This window comes from Arcicella sp. LKC2W (genome assembly GCF_034931005.1).
Classification (GTDB): Bacteria; Bacteroidota; Bacteroidia; order Cytophagales; family Spirosomataceae; genus Arcicella.
The window spans coordinates 50001-76661 of record NZ_JAYGIN010000020.1; the positions used below are offsets into that span (position 1 = coordinate 50001).

At 36.0% G+C, this 26661-nt stretch carries 23 protein-coding genes; 10 read left to right on the top strand and 13 right to left on the bottom strand.

Going from position 1 to position 26661, the window contains the following annotated elements; all coding sequences use genetic code 11:
* Positions 1-133: 133 nt before the first annotated feature.
* Positions 134-1057, top strand: coding sequence for a sugar kinase (locus VB796_RS16675; protein WP_323347704.1), 924 nt, complete (start codon positions 134-136; stop codon positions 1055-1057).
* Positions 1058-1128: 71 nt separating this feature from the next.
* Here the strand turns inward: VB796_RS16675 and VB796_RS16680 are convergent, their stop codons facing one another.
* Positions 1129-3327: a penicillin acylase family protein gene (locus VB796_RS16680; protein ID WP_323347705.1), complete on the bottom strand. Its 2199-nt coding sequence runs from the start codon at positions 3325-3327 to the stop codon at positions 1129-1131.
* A 303-nt stretch (positions 3328-3630) separates the two neighbouring features.
* Here VB796_RS16680 and VB796_RS16685 point away from each other — a divergent pair, with 303 nt between their 5' ends.
* Complete coding sequence (locus VB796_RS16685; RefSeq protein ID WP_323347706.1) at positions 3631-4491, top strand: SdiA-regulated domain-containing protein; 861 nt, start codon at positions 3631-3633, stop codon at positions 4489-4491.
* Here VB796_RS16685 and VB796_RS16690 read toward each other — a convergent pair.
* The 3 genes from VB796_RS16690 to VB796_RS16700 form a co-directional block, all read right to left on the bottom strand.
* Entirely contained in the window at positions 4488-4937 is a 450-nt protein-coding gene (locus tag VB796_RS16690; RefSeq protein WP_323347707.1) for a hypothetical protein, read from the bottom strand. The genes VB796_RS16685 and VB796_RS16690 overlap by 4 nt on opposite strands.
* 48 nt (positions 4938-4985) lie before the next feature.
* Positions 4986-5981, bottom strand: a complete 996-nt coding sequence (locus tag VB796_RS16695) for a zinc metalloprotease (protein WP_323347708.1) — start codon at positions 5979-5981, stop codon at positions 4986-4988.
* 208 nt (positions 5982-6189) lie between these two features.
* Entirely contained in the window at positions 6190-6813 is a 624-nt protein-coding gene (locus VB796_RS16700; RefSeq protein WP_323347709.1) for a hypothetical protein, read from the bottom strand.
* 199 nt (positions 6814-7012) lie between these two features.
* On the opposite strand from VB796_RS16700, the gene VB796_RS16705 reads away from it, so the two are divergent.
* From VB796_RS16705 to VB796_RS16715, 3 genes are all read left to right on the top strand, one after another.
* Complete coding sequence (locus VB796_RS16705; RefSeq protein WP_323347710.1) at positions 7013-7516, top strand: DUF4494 domain-containing protein; 504 nt, start codon at positions 7013-7015, stop codon at positions 7514-7516.
* 222 nt (positions 7517-7738) lie between these two features.
* Positions 7739-9427, top strand: a complete 1689-nt coding sequence (locus VB796_RS16710) for a PHP domain-containing protein (RefSeq protein ID WP_323347711.1) — start codon at positions 7739-7741, stop codon at positions 9425-9427.
* A gap of 119 nt (positions 9428-9546) precedes the next feature.
* The gene (locus tag VB796_RS16715; protein ID WP_323347712.1) at positions 9547-10170 is read left to right on the top strand and encodes a hypothetical protein; all 624 of its coding nucleotides are present in this window, start codon (positions 9547-9549) and stop codon (positions 10168-10170) included.
* A 218-nt stretch (positions 10171-10388) separates the two neighbouring features.
* Here the strand turns inward: VB796_RS16715 and VB796_RS16720 are convergent, their stop codons facing one another.
* Positions 10389-11120, bottom strand: a complete 732-nt coding sequence (locus VB796_RS16720) for a TIGR00730 family Rossman fold protein (protein ID WP_323347713.1) — start codon at positions 11118-11120, stop codon at positions 10389-10391.
* A 234-nt stretch (positions 11121-11354) separates the two neighbouring features.
* Between VB796_RS16720 and rpiB the strand changes: the two genes are divergently transcribed.
* Entirely contained in the window at positions 11355-11795 is a 441-nt protein-coding gene (gene rpiB, locus VB796_RS16725) for a ribose 5-phosphate isomerase B (protein ID WP_323347714.1), read from the top strand.
* A 91-nt stretch (positions 11796-11886) separates the two neighbouring features.
* Here the strand turns inward: rpiB and rsgA are convergent, their stop codons facing one another.
* Entirely contained in the window at positions 11887-12810 is a 924-nt protein-coding gene (gene rsgA / locus VB796_RS16730) for a ribosome small subunit-dependent GTPase A (RefSeq protein ID WP_323347715.1), read from the bottom strand.
* Complete coding sequence (locus VB796_RS16735; protein ID WP_323347716.1) at positions 12807-14105, bottom strand: 3-deoxy-D-manno-octulosonic acid transferase; 1299 nt, start codon at positions 14103-14105, stop codon at positions 12807-12809. Before VB796_RS16735 ends, rsgA begins: the two co-directional genes overlap by 4 nt.
* 508 nt (positions 14106-14613) lie before the next feature.
* On the opposite strand from VB796_RS16735, the gene VB796_RS16740 reads away from it, so the two are divergent.
* Positions 14614-16029 (top strand): APC family permease, encoded by a 1416-nt coding sequence (locus VB796_RS16740; RefSeq protein WP_323347717.1) that lies wholly within the window; start codon positions 14614-14616, stop codon positions 16027-16029.
* 242 nt (positions 16030-16271) lie between these two features.
* On the opposite strand, the gene VB796_RS16745 is transcribed toward VB796_RS16740, so the two are convergent.
* The 4 genes from VB796_RS16745 to VB796_RS16760 all read right to left on the bottom strand — a co-directional run bounded on the left by VB796_RS16745 (position 16272) and on the right by VB796_RS16760 (position 20380).
* On the bottom strand, positions 16272-17642 hold the full coding sequence (locus VB796_RS16745; protein WP_323347718.1) for a nicotinate phosphoribosyltransferase: 1371 nt from the start codon (positions 17640-17642) through the stop codon (positions 16272-16274).
* Between the two features lie 47 nt (positions 17643-17689).
* Entirely contained in the window at positions 17690-18571 is an 882-nt protein-coding gene (locus VB796_RS16750) for an NUDIX domain-containing protein (RefSeq protein ID WP_323347719.1), read from the bottom strand.
* A gap of 166 nt (positions 18572-18737) precedes the next feature.
* Positions 18738-19439: an NUDIX hydrolase gene (locus tag VB796_RS16755; protein ID WP_323347720.1), complete on the bottom strand. Its 702-nt coding sequence runs from the start codon at positions 19437-19439 to the stop codon at positions 18738-18740.
* 362 nt (positions 19440-19801) lie between these two features.
* Positions 19802-20380: a hypothetical protein gene (locus VB796_RS16760; RefSeq protein ID WP_323347721.1), complete on the bottom strand. Its 579-nt coding sequence runs from the start codon at positions 20378-20380 to the stop codon at positions 19802-19804.
* A 211-nt stretch (positions 20381-20591) separates the two neighbouring features.
* Between VB796_RS16760 and VB796_RS16765 the strand changes: the two genes are divergently transcribed.
* Together VB796_RS16765 and VB796_RS16770 are read left to right on the top strand one after the other, a co-directional pair.
* Positions 20592-21239 (top strand): response regulator transcription factor, encoded by a 648-nt coding sequence (locus VB796_RS16765; protein WP_323347722.1) that lies wholly within the window; start codon positions 20592-20594, stop codon positions 21237-21239.
* Between the two features lie 113 nt (positions 21240-21352).
* A complete protein-coding gene (locus VB796_RS16770; protein WP_323347723.1) occupies positions 21353-21796 on the top strand; it encodes a LytTR family DNA-binding domain-containing protein in 444 nt (147 codons plus the stop codon).
* Positions 21797-22242: 446 nt separating this feature from the next.
* Here the strand turns inward: VB796_RS16770 and VB796_RS16775 are convergent, their stop codons facing one another.
* A complete protein-coding gene (locus VB796_RS16775; RefSeq protein WP_323347724.1) occupies positions 22243-23628 on the bottom strand; it encodes a BamA/TamA family outer membrane protein in 1386 nt (461 codons plus the stop codon).
* A gap of 291 nt (positions 23629-23919) precedes the next feature.
* Here VB796_RS16775 and VB796_RS16780 point away from each other — a divergent pair, with 291 nt between their 5' ends.
* A complete protein-coding gene (locus tag VB796_RS16780; RefSeq protein WP_323347725.1) occupies positions 23920-25251 on the top strand; it encodes an MFS transporter in 1332 nt (443 codons plus the stop codon).
* Positions 25252-25447: 196 nt separating this feature from the next.
* Here the strand turns inward: VB796_RS16780 and VB796_RS16785 are convergent, their stop codons facing one another.
* Positions 25448-26596 (bottom strand): hypothetical protein, encoded by a 1149-nt coding sequence (locus VB796_RS16785; RefSeq protein ID WP_323347726.1) that lies wholly within the window; start codon positions 26594-26596, stop codon positions 25448-25450.
* Between the last annotated feature and the right edge of the window lie 65 nt (positions 26597-26661).

Consider the following 26661-nt stretch of genomic DNA (forward strand, 5'->3'; position numbering starts at 1 on the left):
GGGTATAAAATCTATATCAGAGGAAATATTTCTGTGCTACCTTAAAACAAAAGTTTCGTTATAGCCTCATTAAATCTACTCAATTTTACAGAATAATTATTAATTTGCAGACAAACCATTTTTATATCAATACATGAAAAAATATGCACTGCTCTCCGTTGGGGAATTATTAGTTGATGTTATCGGGACTGAAATTCACCATAGTATTTTGGATACCGATGTTTTTGAGCGTTTTCAAGGAGGAAGTCCAGCCAATATGGCAGCAAATATGGCTCGTTTGGGCATGAATACCGCCATTGTTTCTTGCGTTGGGAATGATAATTTAGGGATTTTCTTGAAAAATGAAGTAGCTAAAACGGGCATCGACATTAGCCATATTGCGACTGACGAAATTCAACCAACAAGTATTGTCATCGTTTCTCGCACGAAAGGTACGCCTGATTTTATCGCTTACCGCACGGCAGACCGCATGATTCAGCCGCATCATATTCCAGATAATTTATTGGCAGAATCAGCCATTTTTCATACCACTTGCTTTGCTTTAAGTCAAGACCCTGCCCAATCTGCTATTGTTGATGCAGCCAAAAGAGCCAACGCTTTGGGGTGTCGGGTTAGTTTGGATGCTAATTATGCACCTCAAATCTGGCCAGACAGAAAACAGGCTTGGGAGACTATTTCAGCGTATTGTTCGCACAATGCTTTAGTAAAATTGAGTGAAGACGATGCCGAAAGAATTTACGGACATAAAGTATCAGAAGAGCAAGTTATCAAAGATTTTCACGCAATGGGAGCTGATTTGGTTTGTTTTACGAAAGGTGGCGATGGTTCTACGATTTCTTACGAAAAAGGCACCAAGAAAATTCATTTGGGCGTAAAACCGATTGACGTAATTGATGCCACAGGAGCAGGAGATGCTTTTTGGGCGGGTTTCTTAACCGCTTGGACAGAAGGGAAATCGGTAGAAATTTGTGCTAATGCAGGTGGAAATTTAGCGGCTTTGAAATTAGTAACTAAAGGTCCTTTACCTGCGGTGGTAGATAAGGCGGTTTTGTATTAGGTTGTTATTATTCGTATAAAGTAAGAAAGCCGAATGCTCTTTTAATGAGTACATTCGGCTTTCTTACTTTATCACTCCCCAACCCAATACCGTCTCTCCACATTCTTCAACACATCTTCCTTATAAAATAGCACATCTTTAAACTTTCCTTGCGTGTACATGAGTGCTTGGTCGGTGAAGTGTTTTGAGTTTTTATCGCCACTATTACCACCCGCTAATAAGGATTTTGCTTTGATTTTTTTGCCAAATTCTACGGCACAAACAAAGCTGTTACCGCCCAATCCATAGCGTTTTTGCGTACCGTAATATCGACTGTTAAATGAAGGTAATGAACCCCACAATGCTGATGCGAAACCTACGGGTAAACTCGCTTGCGTATCATCGTATTTTTCTTGAAATTCTCCCGTAATTCGTTGAAAGTGATTAAGTTCTCCCCACGGTTTTTGCCAAGTGCCAAATTTGTTTTTTAGCTCGTTGACGGTTTTCAAAAGAGGTAATAACAAGTCCTCTTTTGTGGCATTGGCGGCAAAACGTTTGGTACTTTCTACTTGGTCAGTTTCTCCCTGTTCTATGTAAATTTTGGTAATTTGTGGACTTAATTTTTGTGCTGTTTCAATGGCTAAAGTAGTCGCCACTGAACTTTCCTCAGCATAATAATTCCAGTTTTTCAAGGTTGACATTGGTTCAGCTAAGGCTTGATGTAAAGTATCGCTTGGTGGCAAGGAATCAAACGCTTTCGTGATGGCAGGAATCAAAACGGCAAAGGCTGACAAATACGTATCATAACCCGCCGCAATGACTTTTTCAATGGTATAATCTTTCTCTCTGCTCAATACTCTTACGGCATTTATTCCTCTGAAATTTTCACCATCGGGAGCCATGTATGGGCGGAAATTGGTACGTTTTGGGCTATTTTCTCCTGCAACGGTATAAGGCGTTGAATTACAATTTTGTAGCCAACCATTCACTGGATTATAACTATGCACGGTTTCGTCAACGGCGTGCAAGCCTTTCCATTCGGTTTTAGAAGTTGTGCCGTCAACTACTTTTCCCCAATTGTAGTTGGTGTCTCGCACGGGTACATAATTGCCGTGCCAATAGGCAATATTTCCTTGAGCATCCGCAAAAACGGTGTTATTTGAGGTATTTGCTTTCAAGTCCATCACTTTTTTATAATCTTCAAAACCTTTGGCTTTAGTGCGTTTCCACGACTGAACTAAACTCGTCATTGAACGATTATACGACCGCAAACTAATCCATTTCCCGTCTCTTTTTGCCATGACTGGTCCATGATGTGTGTAATAGGTCGTGAATTTTTTCTTGATTAATTTGTCATCTTCGAGGTATTTTAGCGTTACGTTTTTCTGTGTTATGGGACGTAATTTTTGGTCGTATTCGTAGAAAAGTTTATCATTTTTCTTCACGATTTTTTCGGCGTACATATCCGCTACATCAACGTTGCTTGAGGTGTGCATCCAACCACAATATTGGTTAAATCCTTGATAAACAAATATTTGTCCCCAAGTCACTGCTCCGTAAGCGTTTAAGCCTTCTTCGCTAACCACTTGCACTTCTGGACGAAAATAGAAAGTTACGTGCGGATTGATGTACAAAATAGCATTGCCCGAAGCCGTTTTAGACGGAGCAATCGCAAAGCCATTTGAGCCTGTTTGTTGGTAGTCTCCGAACTGTTCAGAAGGATTCTGCATCTTAGTTTTTGACAATCCTTCTAACTGACCTCCAGAATAAAATTTCTTGATTTCATCATTAGAAATATCTGCCGTTGAAATGGCTCCGATACTGCCATCTGTCCATAAAAGCGGATACCACGGCTCAAAACGATTCAGTAAAGCAGGTTTAACTTCGGGGTGTTTATGGAGATAGAAATTGATTCCGTCGGCATAAGCATTGAGTAATTTTTTTAGCCAAGGTTCAGCTTTTTTATAGTCGGTAATGGCATCAACTGAATCAATTAACAATCTGATTTGTAAATCGTTATATAATTCTTTTTCGCCTTTGATTTCAGAAAGTCTGCCTAACTTTTCGATATAATTCATTTCTACACGCTTGAAATCATCTTCACATTGAGCGTATAATAAGCCAAAAACGGCATCCGCATCTGACTTTCCGTATATGTGTGGAATTCCCCAAGTATCACGGATAATTTCAACCCGTTTAGCTTGTTGTTGAAAACGGGAAACTTCAGTTTTAGTAAATTTTTGGGCGAAAACTTGAGTGGTGAAAAGGAGGAGGATGAATAGTTTTTTCATTTGTTTTTAGGGTTGATGACGATGGAATTACGAAGGGGGTGATTGCACGCAGATGAGACTTGCCGTCTGCCACGATATAAGTAACGCAGATTTTACGGATTTTTTAATAAACCTGCTATTGTCAGTATCCCAAATTTAACATATAATCTTTTGTACTGTATATTGAACCCAATAAATATCGCTAATTCATTAATACTTCCTTTATTGTGAAAATCCTTTCTCAGTTCACTACTTGAAAATTATCACTGAATCTTAATAAATCCTCCTTATTTTTACTTCCAAATCAAACAAAAATCTATCAAAATGAAACTTTCATCTATACTCATTTACGTTGCTGTTGTCATTTTAGGAGTTTTCCTTATTTATGCTTGTACACCTAAAAAACAAAAAGAAGAGGGAAGCACTTCTGAAAAAATCGAAACTATCAGTTTGCCTTATGATTTAGAAAATCCGTCTGATAAGTATGTTTTACCAAAGAAACTCAAAGAAATTTCGGGGCTTTCGTATTTCAAAAACAATCAATTAGTGTGTGTAAATGACGAAGAAGGTAAGATTTTTATCTATGATTTATCGAAAAAAGACATTGTTGATAAAATTCCTTTTGGCAAAGATGGAGACTACGAAGGCGTGGAAGTGGTAGGCGATGAAGTTTTTGTTTTGAAAAGTAATGGTAGGGTTAAGGGCTTTAAAATCGGCTTACCTTTTGAGCGAGAAATTGACTGTACCAATCCAGATGTAATTGAATATGAAGGACTTGCTTATGACCCTAAAAATAAACATTTACTGTTGGCTGCCAAAGAAAGAGTAAAGGATAAGGACGATAAAAAGATGATTTATGCTTACGATTTTGAGAAAAAAGTGCTTTTCAAAAATATCGGCATTCCCGAAGAACAAGTGACAGATAAAGCTAACGGAAAGGAATTTAAGCCTTCAGGTATTGCAGTTCACCCAAAAACAGGTCAAATTTTTATCATTGCTTCAAGTGGTAAAAAGTTGCTGGTTTTAGCCGAAGACGGACATAAAGAAGCTTTGATTTCCTTAAATCCAAAAACCTTTCGGCAGCTTGAAGGCATTTGTTTTTCTCCCGAAGGCGATTTATTTATTTCTTCTGAAGGTAAAGATGAAGAAGGTTATATTTTGAAATTTTCGCTTCAAAATAACTAAAAATCAATGCGTTGCTTTTTTTCCAAAAGTGTTGCTTTCATTGTTTTAATCAATAATGACAGTTCGGTAGGAGGGGTGTGGTGGTCGAAAGAAATGGATTCGTATTCTTGCGATGATGTATTTACTTTTAAGACTGCCTCAAAAGCGGCATCCGAGTAAGATTTTGAAGATGGACGTTTTAACGTTGAAATATCCTTCAAACTAACCTTTTGAGTTGCCAAAACAATTTTATTCCATTGGGCGGGTTTGATTTTATAATTGGTTATTTCCCCGTTAATAGTAACACTGACTTTTTCGGAAGTGATATGTAGATTTTTTTGCATACCCCGTGTCTGATACGATAAATCTACCGAATTGAGGGCTTCTTTCTCCGTGAGATTCATGCCTAAGATTATGAACAGAATGATTAGAATTTTCATCATAAAAAAAGCCTTCTCTTCGTGCATAGAGAAGGCTTGAGTTTTAAAATTTATAGTTAGATTGTGACAAATAGTCTATGGATTGAAACTTGCTCTTGCTCCACCTACTGCAAAAATAGCTCTTGAACGAGTTTTCTGACCAGCCGAGAACATATACATACAAGCATCGTCGGTATAGTCCATGTAGTTCATAAACATATCTCCGTTTGCACCATTGCTACAAGTTACGTGCGGGAATGCAGGGCAACCATAATTAGCCGTTTGCTGAGTAGGCGTATCTGCAACTTGGTCGTTTCCACAGCTTGCATCACCCCAAATGTGGCGTAAATTTAACCAGTGACCAACTTCGTGTGTAGCAGTTCTACCTTTGTCATAAGGGGCTGCTAAATATCCTGTATTTCCAAAATATTGAGGTCCAATTACCACACCATCAGTTGCTGAACTACCGCCAGGAAATTGAGCATAGCCCAAAATACCACCACCAATGTTACAAATCCAGATATTAAGCGTTGTTGTTGGTGATGTTGGATTGATACCTCCTTTTTTCGCACTTTTCATCGCATCTCTTGTTCCCCAAGATGTTTTAGAACTTTGTTTACGTACAACAGTTTGTAAAGAAAATTGAAGTTCCATGTTTGAGAATGCAGCAGTAAAAGCACTTGGTACTAAGGTTTTGTCGGGGTTTGTTCCGCTAAAATCCTGATTTAAAATATCAATTTGTGATTGAATTTGTGCCAAGCTGATATTCTGTTGAGCCGTATTATAAAGAACATTTACAACCACTGGAATAACCAATGTGCCTGTTGCTCCAACTCTACTATTTTTATTTTTCTTCTCGAATTCTTTCGTGTCATCCTCAATTTTTTTCATTTTAGCTTCGAGTGATGGATCTTCTAACATATTCTGTTTCAACACGTCCATCGAAGCACAAGAACGTTCTTCTCCAGATTCTTTTGCACTTTTACTAAGAGAATTTGACGATAAATCTGAAGAATCTAAAGAGACATCAGAACATGATACAATGGCATAAGACATGGCAACGAATGCCATTAATTGGAAAGCTTTTTTCATTGGATAAAGTTTATTTGTGAAGTAATAAAGTAATAAATGATGCTTTATTGGTTTTAATGCACGAAAAACAAAAAAGCATAGTTTGCAAATGTATTGATAATATTATTAAATCAAAATAAATTATGATATATTTTATCTATTTAACAGTGTATTAAGTGCTATTGATTTATCAAGTGAAAAATAAATTTGAGGAGGAGACAGAGGGTTATTAATAAGTAAATACTTTTCCATTGACCATCATAACGGCGGTACATCTTAATAAATAAAGTTGAGTAGAATCAGTTGTTTCTTGTGTGAGGACTTTGAATTTTGTGACTTGCTTATTGTATCGTTTTAACGAGACATTAGTTTCGTTGGCAATATGAAGTGCCAATTTTGTAGGAATAGCGTATTTAATGACAGTTTTGACCGATTTATTTACCTCTATTAATTCTTTTAACGTAGATGGTAATTTCTTATGTCCAAAATTTTTCTTAAAAGTTACAACTTCGCTTCGCCATTTGCAATATTGATGAGCAAAATTTATACTTAATGGTGTTGGAACGAAGCGATTATTGAAATCATACAAGTAAGAAATTTTACTTTCTCCTTGTGTATTTTGAGCTGTTTTGAGTTGAATATTTTTGTATATTTCTTTTGAACTACTATCCGATTCAAGATATTGCAAAAATTCTACGGCATGAATATTTTCAATATATGAAATATCAATAAAGCGGTCGTAAGTTAAATTTTTGGTATTGGGAGGAGTATATTTTTTGCTACAAGCACAAAGAAAAAATGCACAAAGAATACCTGAAAGTATGAATTTATATATTTTATCAGCGTTTGCCATTTTCCCGAATTGTTAAATTTTATAGATAACGAATTAAAAAGCCTATTTAGTTTTAGGATGAAATTAGTGGCTCGTTTATTCTATTTTATTGGCTCTTTGAGTTCTGAGATAAATAGATAATTGCTCATAAAAAACATCGAATGATTCCGCTTTTCCCGCCATTCTTAATAGTTTTGTAAAAACTTTAAAAATAATATAAATGGCTACTTGGTATTTAGGTAAAATACGTTTTCAGCGAGAAGACGAAGCGGGTTCTTTAAAAACAATTAATGAAGCATATTTAGTAGATGCTGTTTCTTACACCGAAGCAGAAGCAAGAATGTTTGAGGTTGTAGCGAGTAATACGCCTGACTTTCAATTGATTAATCTTGCAAAAATGAAATTGAGTGAAGTTTTCTTTGAAGAAAATGGCTCAGAAACATGGTTCAAAGTAAAGGTGATGTATATTTCTTTTGATGAAAAAACTGCCAAAGAAAAGAAAACACCACACATGATGCTTATCAATGCCGATACGCCAAAAGATGCGTTTGAAGCTTTGACAAAAAATTTAGGTAATTTGAATGATTACCAAATTACAGACATCAATATCACGACAATTTTGGAAGTTTGTCCTTATGTTCCAGAAAATGAATTATTGAAAAAAGGTAATTTCAGACCAGTAGCGGAGGTTTTAGCGGAGCAAGAAGCCGTAACTGAGGCATAAAATTGACCACATATAGACCCACAATGGAATTGAAATTAAACAGATTTTCGCAGATAGAATTTATTATAGACTAATCGACATAACTTATTTGAATTAAAGGAAATCGTCTCAAATTTCGATAACTTATATCATTCTCTATAAATCAGTGAAAATCTGTTTAATCCGTAAAATCTGTGGTCTGATTTTTTTAAAACAACGTTTTAAATCCAATTCCCAAATCCCATGTCCAACGAAGAAATCGTTTCCCTACTCGAATTAACGGTAAAACTCCTTGAATTACACGATGAAAATGAATTTAAAATCAAGAATCTTGGTTTTGCCGCTCGTGCTTTAGATAAAACCACCGAAGATTTATTGAGTCTTTCAGTAGAACAATTGGCGGGTTTACCGAGTGTTGGCAAAAGTATTGCAGGGAAAATTGACGAAATCCGTAGAACAGGCACAACGCAAGAACTTACGGAATTGCTCGCTCGTACTCCCGAAGGTGTGTTGGAAATGCTCCAAATTAAAGGAATTGGTCCTAAAAAAGTACGTACCATTTGGCAGGAATTGGACATTACCGATAATCGTGAATTGCTTTTGGCTTGTGAAAATGGCGAAGTGGCAAAATTGAAAGGTTTTGGCGATAAAATTCAAGCAACTATCAAAGAATCAATTCTTTATGCTCAATCAAATTCGGGGAAATTGAGAATGGAAAAAGGCGAAGAACTCGCTCAAATTCTATTTGATGAACTCGAAAAACAATTTGAGCAAGTTGAAATTGTAGGTGATATTAGACGTAAAAATGAAATTGTTGATTCCATTCAGTTGGTAGTTGGACATTCAAAACCTTGGGAAGTTCAGCAGTTTATCAATGCTTTAAATTATTTACAACAAGACGAAAAAATATCTTCACCTTTTTCATGGAGAGGAAATTTTCAGGAAAAAGAAATTCCTGTTGAAATACAAATTTGTTCGCCACAACAATTTGTAAATCAGGTGTTTATTTATTCATCTTCCGAAAAACATTTGGCTACAAACGGCATTTATAAACAAGTAAATCACCAAATTTTTGAATCGGAAGAAGCCATTTATGAAAGTCTAAATATTCCGTATATCATTCCAGAAATGCGTGAAGGGCGTTTTGAATTTGATTGGGTAAAAAATCATCAAAATGAGGAGTTAGTTACTTGGGATTCTTTGAAAGGAATTTTGCATAATCACTCCACGTATTCCGACGGGAAACATACTTTGGAAGCAATGGCAGATTATTGTCGTGAATTAGGTTTTGAATATCTCGGAATTGCCGACCACTCCAAAACGGCTTCTTATGCCAAAGGGCTTTCGGAAGAAAGAATCTTTGAGCAACACGCTGAAATTGAGAAACTTAATCAGAAATATGCCTCAATGACTGACCGTCCTTTCAAGATTTTGAAGGGAATTGAATCGGATATTTTGGGTGACGGTTCTTTGGATTATGCCGATGATGTTTTGAAATCTTTTGATTACATCGTGGCTTCTATTCATCAAAATTTAAAGATGACTGAAGAGAAGGCAATGTCGAGAATTATTAAAGCTGTTGAAAATCCATATACAACAATTTTAGGTCATCCAACGGGGAGAATTTTATTGTCGAGAGCAGGCTATCCAATTGATTATCAAAAAGTTATTGATGCTTGTGCGGCTAATGGCGTGGTCATTGAAATTAATGCCAGTCCGTACCGTTTGGACTTAGATTGGCGTTGGATTCAGTATGCTTTAGAAAAAAATGTGATGCTTTCTATCAATCCAGATGCTCACGAAAAAGAGGGATATTTTGATATGCACTATGGCGTAGCGGTGGCTCGTAAAGGCGGACTTTTAGCCAATATGACTTTTAATGCCTTGGGATTGAAGGAGATGGAAGCGTATTTGCGTATTCATAATGCTTAACCGCTGACAAAGTTTTTAACTGTTGTCAGGGTTAGGAAACCCAACCCTGATGGCTGTTGAAAACCCCATCAGATGTTAAATGATTGACAATCTGCATTTTAACCTAAATATTATCTACAATGCAACAACATATCACCTTGGAAGGAGGAAAGTTCTATCACATATATAATAGAGGAATTAATGGAGAAGATTTATTCAAAGAAGAACGAAATTATGATTATTTTTTAGAAAGATATGCCCAGTATGTTTCTCCTGTTGTAGATACTTATGCTTACTGTCTCCTAAAAAATCATTTCCATCTTCTTGTCAAAATTAAAGATTTTAATGACGACCCTAAAGAAAATTTGCCTGAATTGATGAAACGCCAAAATTGGGAGCAATATCCAGATGCTTCCAAACAGTTTTCTCACTTTTTCAATTCGTATGCTCAAAGTATTAATACGGCTTATAAACGTACTGGTTCTCTCTTTGAACGTCCTTTTCGACGAAAACTTATTGATAATGAACGCTATTTCAGTAGGGTTATTCTTTATATTCATTCCAACCCTCAAAAACATGGTTTTGTAAAAGATTTTCGAGATTATCCTTATTCATCATTTTGGAGTCATTTATCACAAAAATCGACAAAATTGAAAAGAGAAGAGGTAATAAATTGGTTTGGAGATGCAGAACAATACAGTAAATTTCATGACTATACTGATTTCGTTGCAATGAAAGATGATTTTATAATAGAGTTTGATTAGAAAATGTTAACCGCTGACAAGGTTTTTAACCGTTGTCAGGGTTGTATTAGAAAATGTTAACCGCTGACAAGGTTTTTAACTGTTGTCGTGGTTGTATTAGAAAACGTTAACCGCTGACAAGGTTTTTAACCGTTGCAAGGGTTTGAACAGCTAACCCTGACGGCGGTTGAAAACCCCGTCAGCGGTTAGCAATAGGATTGATTGTAAATACCAAACTCTTAAAAATTCGGTTTCAACAAATACTTCGCATAGAAATCGTCAATAACCTTTACGGCATCCGTTGGATTATCTACGATAGAAATCAAATTCAAATCATCTGCTCCGATATAACCTTGTTCAAGCATGGTATCTTTCACCCAGTCGAATAAACCACCCCAATATTTCTTACCAACTAATACCACAGGGAAACGACCAATTTTTTGAGTTTGCATCAATGTTAATGATTCAAACATTTCATCTAATGTTCCGAATCCTCCAGGCATAATAATAAAGCCTTGCGAGTATTTTACAAACATTACTTTTCGCACGAAAAAGAAGTCAAAATCTATACTTTTATCACGGTCAATATAATCGTTTGGTTTTTGCTCAAAAGGTAATTCAATATTTAAACCTACCGATTTTCCACCCTGTAATTTTGCACCCTTATTCCCCGCTTCCATAATTCCTGGCCCGCCGCCCGTAATTACGCCATATCCGTGTCTTACCAATTTTGCGGCAATTTCTTCTGCCATTGTATAATACGGATTGTCTGGTTTTGTTCTTGCCGACCCAAAAATAGACACGCAAGGGCCGATTTTGGCTAATTTGTCAATGCCTTCTACAAACTCAGACATCACCTTGAATATTCTCCAAGATTCTTCTGAGTGGATTTCTGCCCAAGTGTGGTCAACGAACGCTTTTTTAATTTTCTCATCTCCGCTTAATAGTCGCACGGTTTCTCTTTCTGTCATAGTTTATTGATATTTAATTTTTACAAATATTATTAGTCCGTAACTTTACGGAAATAATGTAACACAGACTTTAGTCTGTATGTTATAAATTCTTACAGACTAAATTCTTACAGACTAAATTCTTACAGACTAAATTCTTACAGACTAAATTCTTACAGACTAAAGTCTGTGTTACATCTGACCGAGTGAAATAACAAAAAAAAACATTAAATTTTACAAATACTTACAAATTTTATGGAATTAGCAAAAAAAATTGCCATCGGAGGCGACCATGCAGGGTTTGAATACAAAGCGGAATTAATCAAAGTATTAACTGCGGAAGGTTACGAAGTGAAAGATTTTGGTCCATTCAGCACTGCTTCGTGTGATTATGCTGATTTTGCTCATCCAGTATCATTGGCGGTTGAAAATCAGGAAGTTACTTACGGGATTTTATTGTGTGGCAGTGCCAATGGCGTAGCAATTACGGCTAATAAACATCAGAAAATTCGTGCAGGATTGGCTTGGAATGTAGAAGTTTCGTCATTGATTCGCTTGCATAATGATGCTAATGTACTGTGTATTCCTGCTCGCTTTGTAACGTTGGAAGAAGCCATCGAAATTACGAATGTATTTTTAGAAACGGCTTTTGAAGGTGGAAGACACCAATTGAGAATTGACAAAATGCCGTGTTAATCTTGTAGTATTAAGTCTCAAGTATTAGGTATTAAGAATATTGGTAACTTCCTCAAAAGCTTAATACTTAATACTTCGTACTTAATACATTTTATCTTCTATTATCATCATCATCCATCATACTCAAATAACTTGAGTAGCGACTTTCTGCGATTTCACCTTCGCTAACTGCTTCTAAAACAGCACATTTAGGTTCGTTGATGTGTTTGCAATTATGATATTTGCATTTTCCCATCATGGCTCTCATTTCTGGGAAAAAGTGCGAAAGTTCTTGTTTCTCAATGTCAATCAAGCCTAATTCTTTGATACCTGGCGTATCAATAATATAAGAATTTTCGGCAATTTCAAACATCGTAGAAAACGTTGTGGTATGAACGCCCTTGTTGGCAAATGTTGAAATTTCCATCGTTTTTAAGTCCAAATCGGGAGAAATTTGATTTACCAAAGTAGATTTTCCTACGCCCGAATGTCCTGAAATTAAAGAAATTTTATCCTTCAAAATATCCTCAAAATGCTGAATTCCAATATTTGCCGTTGCTGAAGTAAACGCACACGAATAACCAATTTCTTCATACATTGCCGCCAAATCCGCCAAGTAATCTTTTTCTTCTTCTGAAAGTAAATCTACCTTATTGAAAATTATGGTCGTCGGAATTCTAAATGATTCTGCCGAAACCAAAAATCTATCTAAAAAACCTAAAGATGTTCTTGGATAATTGAGCGTTACAATGATAACCGCTTGGTCGAGATTTGCCGCTAAAATATGCCCATGAGCCGTTTTATGGACAGATTTACGAATAATATAATTTTCTCTTTGGGTTATTTCGTGGATAATCCCTGTGTTTTCAAGTTTATCTTCAATGTCAAATACCACTCTATCTCCAACCGCAATTGGATTGGAAGTTTTGAGTCCTTTTATTTTAAATTTTCCTCTCAAACGGCATTTCCAAACGTGTTTATTTTCGTCTAAAACTTCGTACCATGAACCCGTCGAACGCATCACTAATCCTTTCATTGTTTGTTTCCGAATTCGAAAGTTCGGGTTACATAATTGATAATTTTATCTGTTCCTCCCAAATTCTCCCGCACATATTGCTGAATAATATTTGTTTTGTCTTGTCTTAACTTTCGGTCTTGATATAATGGAACAAAATTTTGCTCAAACTCATTCGTATTTTCAATGGCTTTTGCACCGCCAAGTCGTTCTAAATCAAGGGCTTCTTGGAATTTCGTATATACTTTATTGCCGAAAAAAATCGGAAGTCCAAAAGTGGCAGCCTCCAAAATATTGTGTAAGCCTTTGCCATAAGCACCGCCAATCCAAGCGAAATCTGCGTATTGATAAAGTGATGAAAGCATTCCGATATTGTCAATAATTAGACAATCAGCGTTTTGAATTTCAGTATTTTTACTTCCAATTTCAGAATATCTTATCGTTTGACCTTTTAATGCTTTTCGCCACGATTCAATCTCTGCATCGTGAATTTCGTGGGGAGCAATAATGACTTTTAAATCAGGTTCAAATTTATTTAAAAAGGGGAGAAGCACCTCAAAATCTTGTTGCCAACACGAGCCAATAATTAATAAAGGTTTTCCATCCTTAAATGTTTCGATGAGGGGCAATTGTTTTCGAGCATTCGCAATTTGCTGAACTCGGTCGAAACGAGTGTCTCCACCAATACTAACATTCTGAATACCAATATTTTGAAGCAAATTTAATGACGATTGATTTTGTACAAAAATATGGCTAAAATATTTTAAAATATTGCGATGAAAACCTCCGTACCATTTAAAAAATATTTGATTTTCTCTGAAAATTGCTGAAAATGAAACAATAGGAATCTGTTTTTCGTGGAGAATGTGGAGGTAATTGTACCAAAATTCATATTTCACAAAAAAGGCAATGGAAGGGTTTATTTTTTCGATAAATGCTCGTGCATTCGTGGGCGTGTCCGAAGGTAAATAACAAATCAAATCTGCTCCTTCATAGTTTTTACGAATTTCATACCCCGAAGGAGAAAAGAACGTCAGGACAATTTTATAATCGGGAAAAGTAGCTCTAAATTTCTCAATGACGGGTCTTCCTTGCTCAAATTCACCCAAAGAAGCACAATGAAACCATGCTGTTTTTTGTTTTTCGATGTTTAATGTTTGATGTTCGTATGCTTTTGAACCAACATCGAATATCGAACTACTAACATCAACTCGTCTTCCTTCAATCCAAAGTTTTGCCTTCTGATTGAACGGACTTACCAACCAGATGATAAACTGATAAGCATAAATAGAAAGATTATAAAGTAGTTTTGCCAATGATATTTGCGTTAATATTTATTTGAAAGTTTTGTTATTCAACGCAGGCAGGGTTCAACCCCCTGCCTGCGTTCATCCAATAAAGTCCTCAAAATTAACTTAAAAGCCACGAAGACACAAAGAATTTATTTTTAGCCTTTCTGAGTGTTTGAACAAAACATGAGTTAATTATTACAATTTTTTTACGGAACTATCTACAATTTGTGGCAGAATAAAATTAGCCCACAGATTGTACTGATTCAACGGATTTACACGGATAAATTTAAAGAAAAATCAGTGTAAATCTGTTTTATCTGTTCTATCCGTGGTCTAATTTTGTCTTGCGACAAATAGTAGATAATTCCGTTTTTTTTTAACGGTTTATAGATGAGCTGTCATCCCGACGAAGGAGGGATGACAAAATCAGTAAAAAAACTCAGCAGAACCACAGAAAACAAACCAAAAATGTAAATTACGTCGGATAAATCCTTAATTTGTAAGCTATATCATAAACACAAAATACCTCTTCATGCAAGAATCTCCTAATAATCAGGGGCAATTAGTCCGTTCTATTGGCTTAACCTCAGCAATCGTTTTAATAATCAGTTCTGTTATAGGGACAGGAGTTTTTAAGAAAGTTGCAGCTATGTCAGCCGAGTTACAATCGCCAAGTTTAGTGTTAATTGCTTGGTTAGTAGCAGGTTTAATCAGTTTGGCAGGAACATTGTCTAACGCAGAAGTTGCCAGTATGTTGGCTGATTCGGGTGGGGATTTTGTATATTTCAAGAAAATTTACAACCGTTTTTTCGCTTTCCTTTTTGGATGGACAAATTTTGCGGTGATTCGTACCGCTTCCATTGCTTCCATTGCGTATGTGTTTGCACAATCGCTGAATAGTCTGATTCCTTTTCCCGAAACATCAAAAGCCTTAGCTGATTTTAGTTTTCTTGGCTTGCACCTTTTTGATAATTTGAGTGTAAAAATGGTTGGAATTAGTTTAATAATTTTCCAGACTTATTTCAATTATCGAGGACTAAAATTAGGCGAAAATCTTAGTCGAATATTGACTGCATTGATGTTTATTGCCATGTTGGTCATTATTGTTTTGGGCTTAACTTCAAGTGTAGGAAGTATTGAAAATATCACAACCAACAGCGTAAAATATAATGCTGATACCATGTCGGGTTCGATTTTGTTTAAGGCTTTGGCTTTGGCGTGTTTGAGTGCTTTTTGGGGTTATGAAGGCTGGGCAAGTGTTGGTTTTATTGGGGGAGAAATGAAAAACCCACAACGAAATTTACCTATGGCACTTATCATCGGAACGTTGATTGTGATGGGGACTTATTTGCTGATGAATTTTGTATATCTCTATATTTTACCGATTGACGAATTTATCAATATCTATGAATCTAAGAATGGAATTGCTGCCGTAGCCGTTGTAAACCGCTTTTTGGGTTCATGGGGAGGCTTGTTGATTTCGTGTTTGATTTTGGTAACGACTTTCAATTGTTCGAGTACGACCATTCTTTTGGCTTCCAGATTATTCTACGCAATGGCTCGTGACAATATGTTTTTCAAGAAAGTAGATTATATCCACCCCAAATACAATACGCCTTCGAGAGCTTTGTTTTTACAGGCAATTTGGACTTCGCTTTTGGTGATGTCTGGAACATTCGACCAATTGACTGATATGTTGGTTTTTGCGGCATTTATTTTCTACGGAGCAACGGCTTTAGGCGTATTTATTCTGCGTAAAAAAATGCCCGATGCACACCGTCCGTACAAAGTAATTGGTTATCCAGTAGTACCCGCTATTTTTATTTTATTCTGTATTGCTCTGATTATTAACACATTAATTGAAAAACCAGAAGAAGCATTAATCGGCTTGGGCTTAATGGCTACGGGCTTGCCATTTTATTTTTATTGGACGAAGAAAAAACAGTAGAGACGTTTCCTGAAACGTCTTCGGACGAATAAATGGAGGATTAATATTTTTCGATTTGTTTTTTGGTAGAGACGTTTCCCGAAACGTCTTCGGACGAATAAATTGAAGATTGAATGTCTCTGATTTATTCTTCCGCAAGACGTTTCAAAAAACGGTTTCGGGGATAAATGGAAGATTTGAATTTGTTCTTCCGCAAGACGTTTCAGGAAACGTCTCTACAATAATATCCGACGCATATTTTATCATAAACTATTATCCTTAACCCCTTGGAAATCAATCTCTCTCAAGATTTCTCCATTCTCAAAAACAGTCTGTAAAATGTCCTCACCGTCTTCGTTAAGGGCTTTGGTGATGTACTTTTCATTTTCTTTTACCAATTTCAAACGACCTCTTTTACTCTTTTTACCGTGGTCTGTTGCGGGGTCTTTGTACACGTCACGGTCTTCGCCATTTACGGTTGCACAACTGCATTTGAAAGCAAATTTTTGGGTATCTCTGTGTACTTTTTGTAGCAAGGCACCACCCATACCAAAAGCCACATTGTCGGCACTCCAACCATGATTTTTGAGGTGTTCCAAAATCTCACCGATACTTTCATAATTCACGCCATCGCCTTGTATAATTCTGATTTTGGGGTTCAGCACTTTGTAGCCTTTTTCATTGACGGTAAAACCAATTTTTTCGCCCAAAATTTGCGTACATTTTAGCACCACATCTTTCGGTTCTCCACTGTCGGGGCGGACTACAAGCGTTCCGTTTCTCTGCAAAATTTCGTCTTTCAAAACCTCTCCCCAAATGTGTTCGCAAGCGTTATAAATATCGTAGCTATCACTCACGACGGCTACCAAACCTTCTGGATATTGTTGGAGCATATTTAGGTAAGCATCCGTTTCATTATCACGTCCCCAACTGGTAATGGTACTGTGTTCCGCCGCAGGAATACTGAAACCAAACATACCGTCGGGAGTATAATATTCTTGAATAAAAGTTAACGCCGCAACGGTGTCTGTTCCCATGAAATTAATCAAGTGAGCCGCTCCGCCAATGCCCGCACTTTGTACACTACTGACCCCTCTAAAACCAAAATCATGGAGTTTGAAATCAACCGTGCTTGGGTCGCCAGTTTCGTTTAAATATTTTGTAATCAGGGTTTTAACTTCTCGACTGATAGTTGCTACCGTACACGGATACCACAGTTGAAGCAAGAGCGTTTCCAAGAAATTAGTAAGCCAAAAACAATTTGGGTCGGTGTTTTCAATGGTCAGCATCACGTTGTGCGTTGGGATTACTGTACCTTCCGCCACCGCTTTTATGCGTACGGGTAGATGCCCATTGTGGGTGTGTAAAATGTATTCCCAACCAGCTTTGTTGAATAATGTTGGATTGCCAAAATGGGCAGCGTAGATTTTATCAGCACGGTCAATTTTCTCTTGCGTAACCACTTGTCCTTCGAGATATTCTTTCAATAAATACTGTAATCCAAAGAAAGTTACGCCTTCAAATTCACCTCCACGACTCTCGAAATAACTATAAATTTGACTTGTTCCCGCAGGATATTGTTTATAATGACTTAGTTTATAACTGTCGGTCAATAAGATTATATTTGGTTGCATGGTTTTAGTTTTTTAGTGTTATGCTTTAAGCATGATATTTTATTTGTTCAGACAAGTTTTTCTTTCAATAATCTCCATAAAACCCGATGTTCAGCCACAAAATCCTCTTCCGTTAAATCACTGATTTTAAACCATTTTAGTTCTGCAATGTCATCTTGGGCAATGGCTTCTCCAGAGATATAATCAGCTTTGAAAAGCGTCGTGATGATTTTATCAACTTCGTGTCTATATCGCCAATCGTCAATTCTTGCCGTGCCAACGTATTGCAAATTTCCTACATCTACACCCGTTTCTTCTTGGGCTTCACGAGTGGCAGCTTGTTCAAAATTATCATCTGTTGGGTCAACGAAACCGCCAATAAATCTGAATAGCGTTTGATGTGGTTTTCGTCCCAATAAAAGTTCGTCACCTTTCACAATGGCAACATCCACCGTCGGAAATGCTTTTGGATATTGATTATAAGCTGCAAAAATTACCCCTGCTCTAAAATCTGGACTTGCTTTTGTCGCCTGACTTACCTCTTTTCTAATTTCTGTGCCTGATAAATTGGTGATTTGTTCGATTTCGGTAGTTTCAAAATTGCCTGAGTAAGCACTTCTAAAACTATCCCGACCGCCGTATAACAAAACCTCTCCGACGGGAGCAGCTTCTCTGATTCTTTTGTCCAATTCTCTGCTCCAATCGGTATCGTACGGCATATCTGGCAAAGCTAAAACGGTTGCGTTTGGAAACAATTTTAAAATCATTTCCTTGCGAGTAATGAAATCAAGCGGGTTTTTCTTGGTTACCAAAACAGGTGTAACACCCAAAAAAATAATTACTCGTTTATGATTATCAATTACTCGTTGAATTAATTCTTGATGAGCGGCGTGCAATTCTGGCACTTGAAAACGCCCAACAATAACGCCTATTTCTTGTATGTTTTTCATGATTTTTTCTCAGGTTTTAGTTTTTAGGTGTTTGGTTTTAGGGAGGTTTATTCGTGACAAGACTAATAACCGCTAAAATCTACCTACAATATTTTGGGTGCTTGGTTTGGGGAGATAAATCTGTAACTGGACACTAACCCCTAAATCCTAACTTCCAACACCTATTCTACACCAACTCCAAATAAATTCCTTCATTCATCAAAACCTCATATCGTTCTCTGTCGAATTGGTAATAGGAGGCGGCTTTGTGGGCTACGTTTTGTTGTTTTTCGGGTAATTGTTTTAGAATTTGCATGGATAATAATTTCTTTCTAAAATTTCGCCTGTCAAGTGTTTTACCTAAAATAGCTTCGTACAATTGTTGCAATTGTGGAATGGTAAATTTGGCATTCATCAACTCAAAACCAATGGGCTGATACCTGATTTTTCCTCTAATTCTGTTAATGGCAGTTTGTAAAATTTGGGAGTGGTCAAAAGCTAAATCCGAGATTGCCGAAATATCTCGCCATTCAATCTGTAATTCGTCGTTTCCTGCAATCAATTCAAAATCAGCCGTTTTTACCAAACCCATATATGCTACCGAAATCACTCGCTCACGAGGGTCTCGGGAGGGCGAACCAAACGTAAAAAGTTGTTCCAAATACACGCCCGAAATATTTCCTTCTTTCTGTAAAACACGTTCTGCACAACTTTCTAAAGATTCTGCTTCCTCAACAAAAGCTCCTGGTAATGCCCACATTTTAGCAAAAGGCTCACTTTTTCTTTGAATAAGCATTACTTTGAGGTTTTGTCCGTCAAAGCCAAAAATTATGCAGTCCACCGTAACGGCTGGGTGAGGATATTGATATTTGTAAAATTGCTCTTTCATTTTTTGATTCAATGTGTAATTGTTACGCAAAGATTATTAATTAAGATTTCATTTCCAAATATTTAAGTGTAAATTTTACACAATGAATTATGTAGCACAGGTTTTAACCTGTTTGTGAATTTTTATAGGCAGAATACAGGCTGAAGCCCGTGTTACGCATTTACAGGCTGAAGCCCGTGTTACGCATTTACAGGCTGAAGCCCGTGTTACGCATTTACAGGCTGAAGCCCGTGTTACGCATTTACAGGCTGAAGCCTGTGTTACTGCATAAAAAAAACTGTCATTGTGGAATGACAGTTTTTTTTATGTAGGTTTTCAACCTGTTACAGATAACATAAACAGATTAGAAATATGTTGTACATTTATTGTAAAATTTTATCTCCACTTTTCGCAAAAATAATTTTCAAACCTGGGTCTTTGGCAGTGCTTACATTTTGTAATAAAAGTTCGTTTTGAGAATCGGATAATTTCCAAGTAGTCATTTTAGAAATTCCTTTTCCTTGACCATATTTTTTGTCGAAATAACCTTTAAACTCATTCATAAGGCTATCAACAGCCGTTTGTCTCTCGATGTAAATGTCAATTGAAATTGCACCAACTTTATTTTCCGTATCTTTTAAATAAGCAATATCCGCAAAATTCAGGTCAGAGCTATCAAAATATTCAGTGAATCCTTTTCCGTTTTCTGGTTGTGTTTCAGCAGGGAGGGTTGTTTCTTGGATAGTTTCGATATTATCTCCGATACTCACACCACGAGCCATGCCTGCATCAGATTTAAGAACGGCTTGAAAGATAACACTGTAATTTTCAAGCGAAGCTACTTTTGCAGTTGTATCAGCGTTAGCAGTGGTATCGGCTTCAGAGGTTTGCTTTTTATCCTGACACGATATTTGTACAAAAGCAACGAATATAATACTAAGATAAACGTAATATTTTTTCACGAATTAATGAGTTAAGTTTAAAATTGGGAATAATACAGAACATTTTTCAGTAATTCTTACCTATTATTTCTGTATAGTGACAAAGGTACAAAAAAAAAGCAACACCAATTCCTGTCATAAATCATCAAATATCACCCAATCATGTGATACCGTTAGATAGATATTTATTGTAATATTGTAGGAGAATATTTAAACGACTCGCCGTAATCCAATGACTCCCTCAGCAATAAAAATAGTAGTGTATGAAGACAATCCTGATTTACGGGAAAGTCTTTCGGTTTTGTTAAGAGGTTCTATGGGATTTGAGTTGGTAGGAGCTTTTGTAAACTGTGAAAAAGTAGCTGAGCAAATGGAAGCTTTACATCCAGATGTAGTATTAATGGATATTGATATGCCTGTTGCTAATGGTATAAAAGGCTTAAAAATTATCAAGAAAATAGCCCCAGAAGTGAATGTTTTGATGTTTACGGTTTTTGAAGATAACGAAAATATTTTTGAGGCAATATGTTCAGGAGCAGTTGGTTATCTATTAAAAAGAACTCCGCCAGTCAGACTTTTAGAAGCAATTAATGATGCTTATAATGGTGGGGCTCCAATGACATCAAGTGTTGCCCGCAAAGTTTTACAAATGTTGCCACCACAACAAAGAACGGCTGATAATATTTCCTATAAATTGACCGAGCGAGAAACTGAAATTTTGAATTTGTTAGTAAAGGGTAATAGTTACAAAATGATTGCCGATAAGTGTGGAATTAGCATGGACACTGTGCGAACTCACATCAAAAAGATATACGATAAGTTGCACGTTCATTCGCAAACGGAGGCAGTAGCCAAGGCAATTCATGAGAATATAGTTTAGAAATATCATATCATCATGTGATTGCTTCGTAAAAATTAACCTGCCAACTTTGTATCACTTACTAACCACATGATAGAGACAATATTATTTATGGAACTAAACTTAAAACTATCATGGTAACAACATTAACAAATACCAACTCTTTTGCAGTCGCAAATTTCAAAAGAGAGTTTAATCATTTTGGAACAGATACTCGTTTATTAAAAGAACCAAGTATTTTGCTACCAATCTCTTGTAAAAAAACAATTTCAGTGGCTTGGAAAGATATTAGCCACCTCGAAGCAATCAGCAATTATACCATGTTTTACTTCAATAATGGAAAAAAATTGCTTGTTTCACGTACAATGAAAGATTTTTTAGCTAAATTAGATGCTGAATTGTTTGTGAGAGTTCATAAATCTTTTGCGATTAATTTGAACTACTTAATTCAATTTGATGTTAAAGAAGAAATGTTTGTACAACTGAAAGATGGTAAAAAGATTTCAGTTTCACGGAGAAAGAAAAAAGCTTTTTTAGAAAAAACTAAGAATTACTTAGGAACTTTACAAGTTTTTTAACTAAATTGCGTTGTAAAAAAACAACAATTAAACAAAGAAATTAGTGGTTAGGTATTTAGGAAACGGGGGCAATCTCTATTGCCCCATGTTTTTAAAACCAACCAATCAAAATATTTAAGATAATAGGTGTAGAACTATTAATTTGCACAGGGGGATGTTTTTAACGTTCCCTTTTGTCTTTTATATGGGTCAAGAAAAGTTTATGAGTGTAGGGGTTTATGAGTGTAGGGGTTATAAGTGTAGAGTTATGGGGTGAAGTGTGATGTAAATTAATGTGAAATTTTATTTGATTCAGGGAACTTAAAACTCGCAATCGGCATTTCTACTACCTACTACCTACTACCTACTACCTACTACCTACTACCTACTACCTACTACCTACTACCTACTACCTACTACCTACTACCTACTACCTACTACCTACTACCTACTACCTACTACCTACTTTAAAACTCCCTACCAATACCGAATACAAAATTTCTTTCTTTTCTGTCATTCAATACGTAACTGAGATGAACTACCATGTTGTAGTATGTTACAAAGTCAAGTCCAAAACCTCCTCCATAAATAGACTTGTTAGCCAATTTACTTTTGTTTACATTAGCATAAGAGTTTTGGACATAACCATAGTCCATGAAAATATTGGGATAAATCCCGATTGGAATGGTGTTAAATTGTTTGATTTTAAGAAATTTGAGCTGAATTTTGCTATTCACCAACTGGAATTTTAAATTATTTCGTGCTAAAAAATAAGAATTTCCATCTACTACATACAACTCATATCCTCTGACTAAATCTCCAAAATAACCTAAACCACGAGTATTAAAAAAAGGCTGACGCTCAGGAAATGAAACTTTACCTTTTAGATATAAACCGTAAAATAGTCTTTTGGAAATTGGTTTATACAGGGAATAAGCTCCTGAAATTTCTAATTGATTGATGTCATCATTTGGAAGTAAGCCTGATTTATTGATAAGTAATTCGTACCGATTACCACGAAGCGGATAAGCTACATTATCCCGAAAGTCATAATTAAAATAATAACTTAATTGCAAATATTTTTGAGTGGTTCGGCTATCTAAGAAATAATCTGGATTTAATTTTTTGATGGTGTCAGCGATGACATTGTTATTATATCGTAATTCTAATGTGTGAGTATCATAAAATCCATAACGTTTGCGGAGGTAAACAGCAGTAGAAAAACGTTTTCGTAAAATTTCCTCGAAATTTTTGAAATAATAAAGGGTGTCGTTTAAACTTTTGAAAGCCAGATTTTTATTGGCAATGTAAGTAAAACTGAATCCTGCACCCGTTTTTTGAGCTTTGTCTATATAAGGGATTCGATAGGCTACTTCAATACGTTGCGTAAAACCTGTTTCCAGTCGGAGATTGATTTTTTCTGCTTTTCCTCTGAAATTTCCGTGAGTTAGGTCAATACCATAAGTTGTACGGCTTAAACTTGCTCCACGTTGCCACCATTCAGCATAATTTCTATCAACAATTTGAAAGATGGGGTATCCTAAAATATACCATTGTTCCATAAGTTTGATGTTGATATTGATTTGATTATTAGATACTTGAGTGTATTTTAGCTCTGCTGAAATAAAAAGATTTGTATTGATAAGTTTTCTACGAGTGAGGTCTAATCTTTTATCAATGTCACTTTTTTTAATAGAATCTCCTGCCACAAAATCCAATTCTCTCAGAATGATACTTTCTTTCGTTTTTTGATTGCCTAAAATATTTATTTGGTTGATAACAAATGAGCTATCAGTCGTTGGAGACGGGATATTTTGAAATAAAAAAGAGCAGAGGAATGTTAAAAGTAGCATAAATAGGATTTACGATTGACCCGATTGTCGAATAAAGTATTAGCTGAACGTATTTTACGACGATGTTAATATTATGTCATTACTTAGTCAAAGATAGGGATTTCAAATGTAAGGTTATTGGGTGGTTTTAGATAATTATTTAGGAGAAGAAAAATCAAAGTTAATCTTCTTAAAAGACAATAAATTGAGTAATATTGTGTAGTAGGTACTGAGTTTTAGATTTTGAATGATAAATGATTTTTCTATTTGCCAAAGCCTATCAATTTTAACCATTTTTATTATACAAAACTTATGTTAAAACCCCGCTTAACTTTTTCCCAAATTATTAATATGAATGTTGGATTTTTTGGCATTCAGTATAGTTTCGGACTCCAACAAAGTGCAGTTAACCCAATTTACGACTTCTTAGGGGCAAATCCCGATGATATTCCTTTTCTGAATTTAGCAGGGCCGATGACAGGGCTTTTAGTTCAGCCAATTATTGGGGCATTGTCCGACAAAACTTGGTCTCCACGTTTTGGTCGTAGAAAACCCTTCTTTTTGATAGGAGCTTTAATGTGTAGTTTGGCTTTATTTGTTTACCCTTTTAGTAGTTCATTATGGATGGCGGCAGGTTTGTTGTGGATTTTGGACGTTGGAAATAATACCGCAATGGAGCCTTATCGTGCTTTTATTGCAGACAAATTGGATGCTTCGCAACAACCAACAGGTTTTCAAGCACAAAGTTTCTTTACGGGTTTAGGACAAACACTTTCTAATCTTTCCTTGTATATTTTCCCATTGATTTTTATTGGTAAAACGGGTGCTTTGCCTACGTGGGTGTATGCGTCGTTTTTCTTAGGAGCAGTTTGTTCGATTGGTTCTATTTGGTGGAGTACAAAAACTACGCCTGAAATACCTCCAACAGATGAAGAATTAGCAGAAATGAAAGCATCTCCCTTGAATGTTTTTTCTCCTTTTACAGATATTTTTACCGCCATTAGAGATATGCCAAATGTGATGTGGCAGTTGGCATTGGTGTATTTGTTTCAATGGTACGCTTTGTTTTGCTACTGGCAAAATTCTTCTAAAAGTATAGCTTTGACGGTTTTTCATGCTACGCCCAAAGATAATCCAGATTTATATAGTGAAGCCGTAAGCTGGACAGGTTTGGTAAATGGTTGGTATAATATTGTGATGTTTCTGGTTGCTTTTAGTTTGGTATATTTTGCCAAAAAATATTCGCCCAAATTGGTACACGCTTTTTGTTTATTGTTGGCAGGATTGGGTTTTATAGCGTTTTCGATGATTGAAAATAAATATTTACTCTTCCCTGCCATTACGGGTTTTGGTATTGGTTGGGCGAGTATGATGGGCATTCCGTATCTGATGGTGGTATCTTCAATTCCGAAAGAACGTTATGGCGTTTATATGGGTATTATCAATATGATGATTGTTATACCGATGTTGATTCAGACGCTTACTTTTGGTTATATTTTAAGAACTTTCTTGAATAATGACCCAAGTAAAGCGGTAACTTTTGCAGGAGTTTTGTTATTGATTGCCGCAGGAGCTACGTTATTGATGAAATCTGGTAAAATTACTGATGACCAAGAAGTTGTTATGAGTGGGGGAGGGCATTAGGGCGTTTTGTGGGTATGAGTAATCTTTCTTTATGAAAAGAATATAGAAATAATGCGTAAAAAATAGACCCTCATAAGTTTTTAACACTTATGAGGGTCTATTTTTTGTACAGGTAGGAACTAAATCCTACCTGTATTAAGGTGTAAAATGCTGGTATTTTTGCAAATTATACACGCTTGTTTGGCGGTTCGAGAATCTACTTTTTAATAAACATTACATCGTCAAAATATAGTGTTTCTGTTTTGTCAGGACCTTGAAGTCTCCATCCAAATTGTTTTAAAGTTGTACCTGGATACCAGAAGTCTAAGTCTGCCAAAGGAATTTTGTAGTAATTCCAGATTTTTGGAGCAACGTCAATTTTGTTTTTATCTAAGTAATTGCCAAAACCAACTTTTGACGCATCTGATTGTATCCAGAATGAAATTGGGTTTTCTCCACCTTTTATGGCAAATGTCAGGAATTTATAGTCAGCCGAATATTCTACTGAAGGCCACCAATTACTGAATGCTGCCATGTGCCAATTGCCTGCTGCAAAGGTTTTTACAAGTGATTTTTTTCCTGCATACGCTTGGTCAGCATTGACCATTAATGGGTCGCCCCAAGAGTTATTTCCAAAATCTTTAGCGAAATCTTCCGTAAAAATTTGTAGTGCTACGTCTGCATTTACAAACTCCAAATCTCTCGTCGTAATTACACCACTTGAATTGGTAATATCCAAAGTAGTTTGGCTGATATTCGTGGTTGGAAATCTCAAAACCATTGTTTCGTTACCCGCTTTATCTTTGGTTTTAGATACAATTTTTACGGCAGTCGTTGTTTTTGAGAAAATGACACTGCTGACATCAGAGAAGTTTTTACCTTTTAAAGTGATGTCTCCTCTATCACTACCGAAAGTGATTTTATCAGTAGAATATACCGCAGGCTTCGCAATTACTTTAAAACTGAAAGTTGCCTCACCATGAGAGGTAACTAATCTAAGTTTATTATCTGCCGTTGAGTCTGTTGGAACTTCTCCTGGTAAAGTGATAATTAAGTGAGTATCAGTGTTATAGGTAGGGTTGAAGGCTGTGTTGTAACCATTAAAATAAGCATTGACAACTCCGCCAATATTTTGCCCATTGATAACCAATAGTTTATATGGTTCTGCTCCAACAATGCTACTGTCTTTGTATCGTGCGATGGTATCTAATAAATAGACTTTCGTAATACTTGGCGTACCCGTAGAAAATTTAGGAATACCCGTTTCGTCTTCAATACAAGATGAAAGGATAGTAACACTCACCAAAGTAACCAGAAGCGTTACGGCGGTAAGTTTACTAAATATAAAATTTATTGTTTTTTTCATTTTTGTAATTGTTTAATGAGTTTGTGCCATTTTTGACACAAGCCCATATAATTTCTTGAGATTGT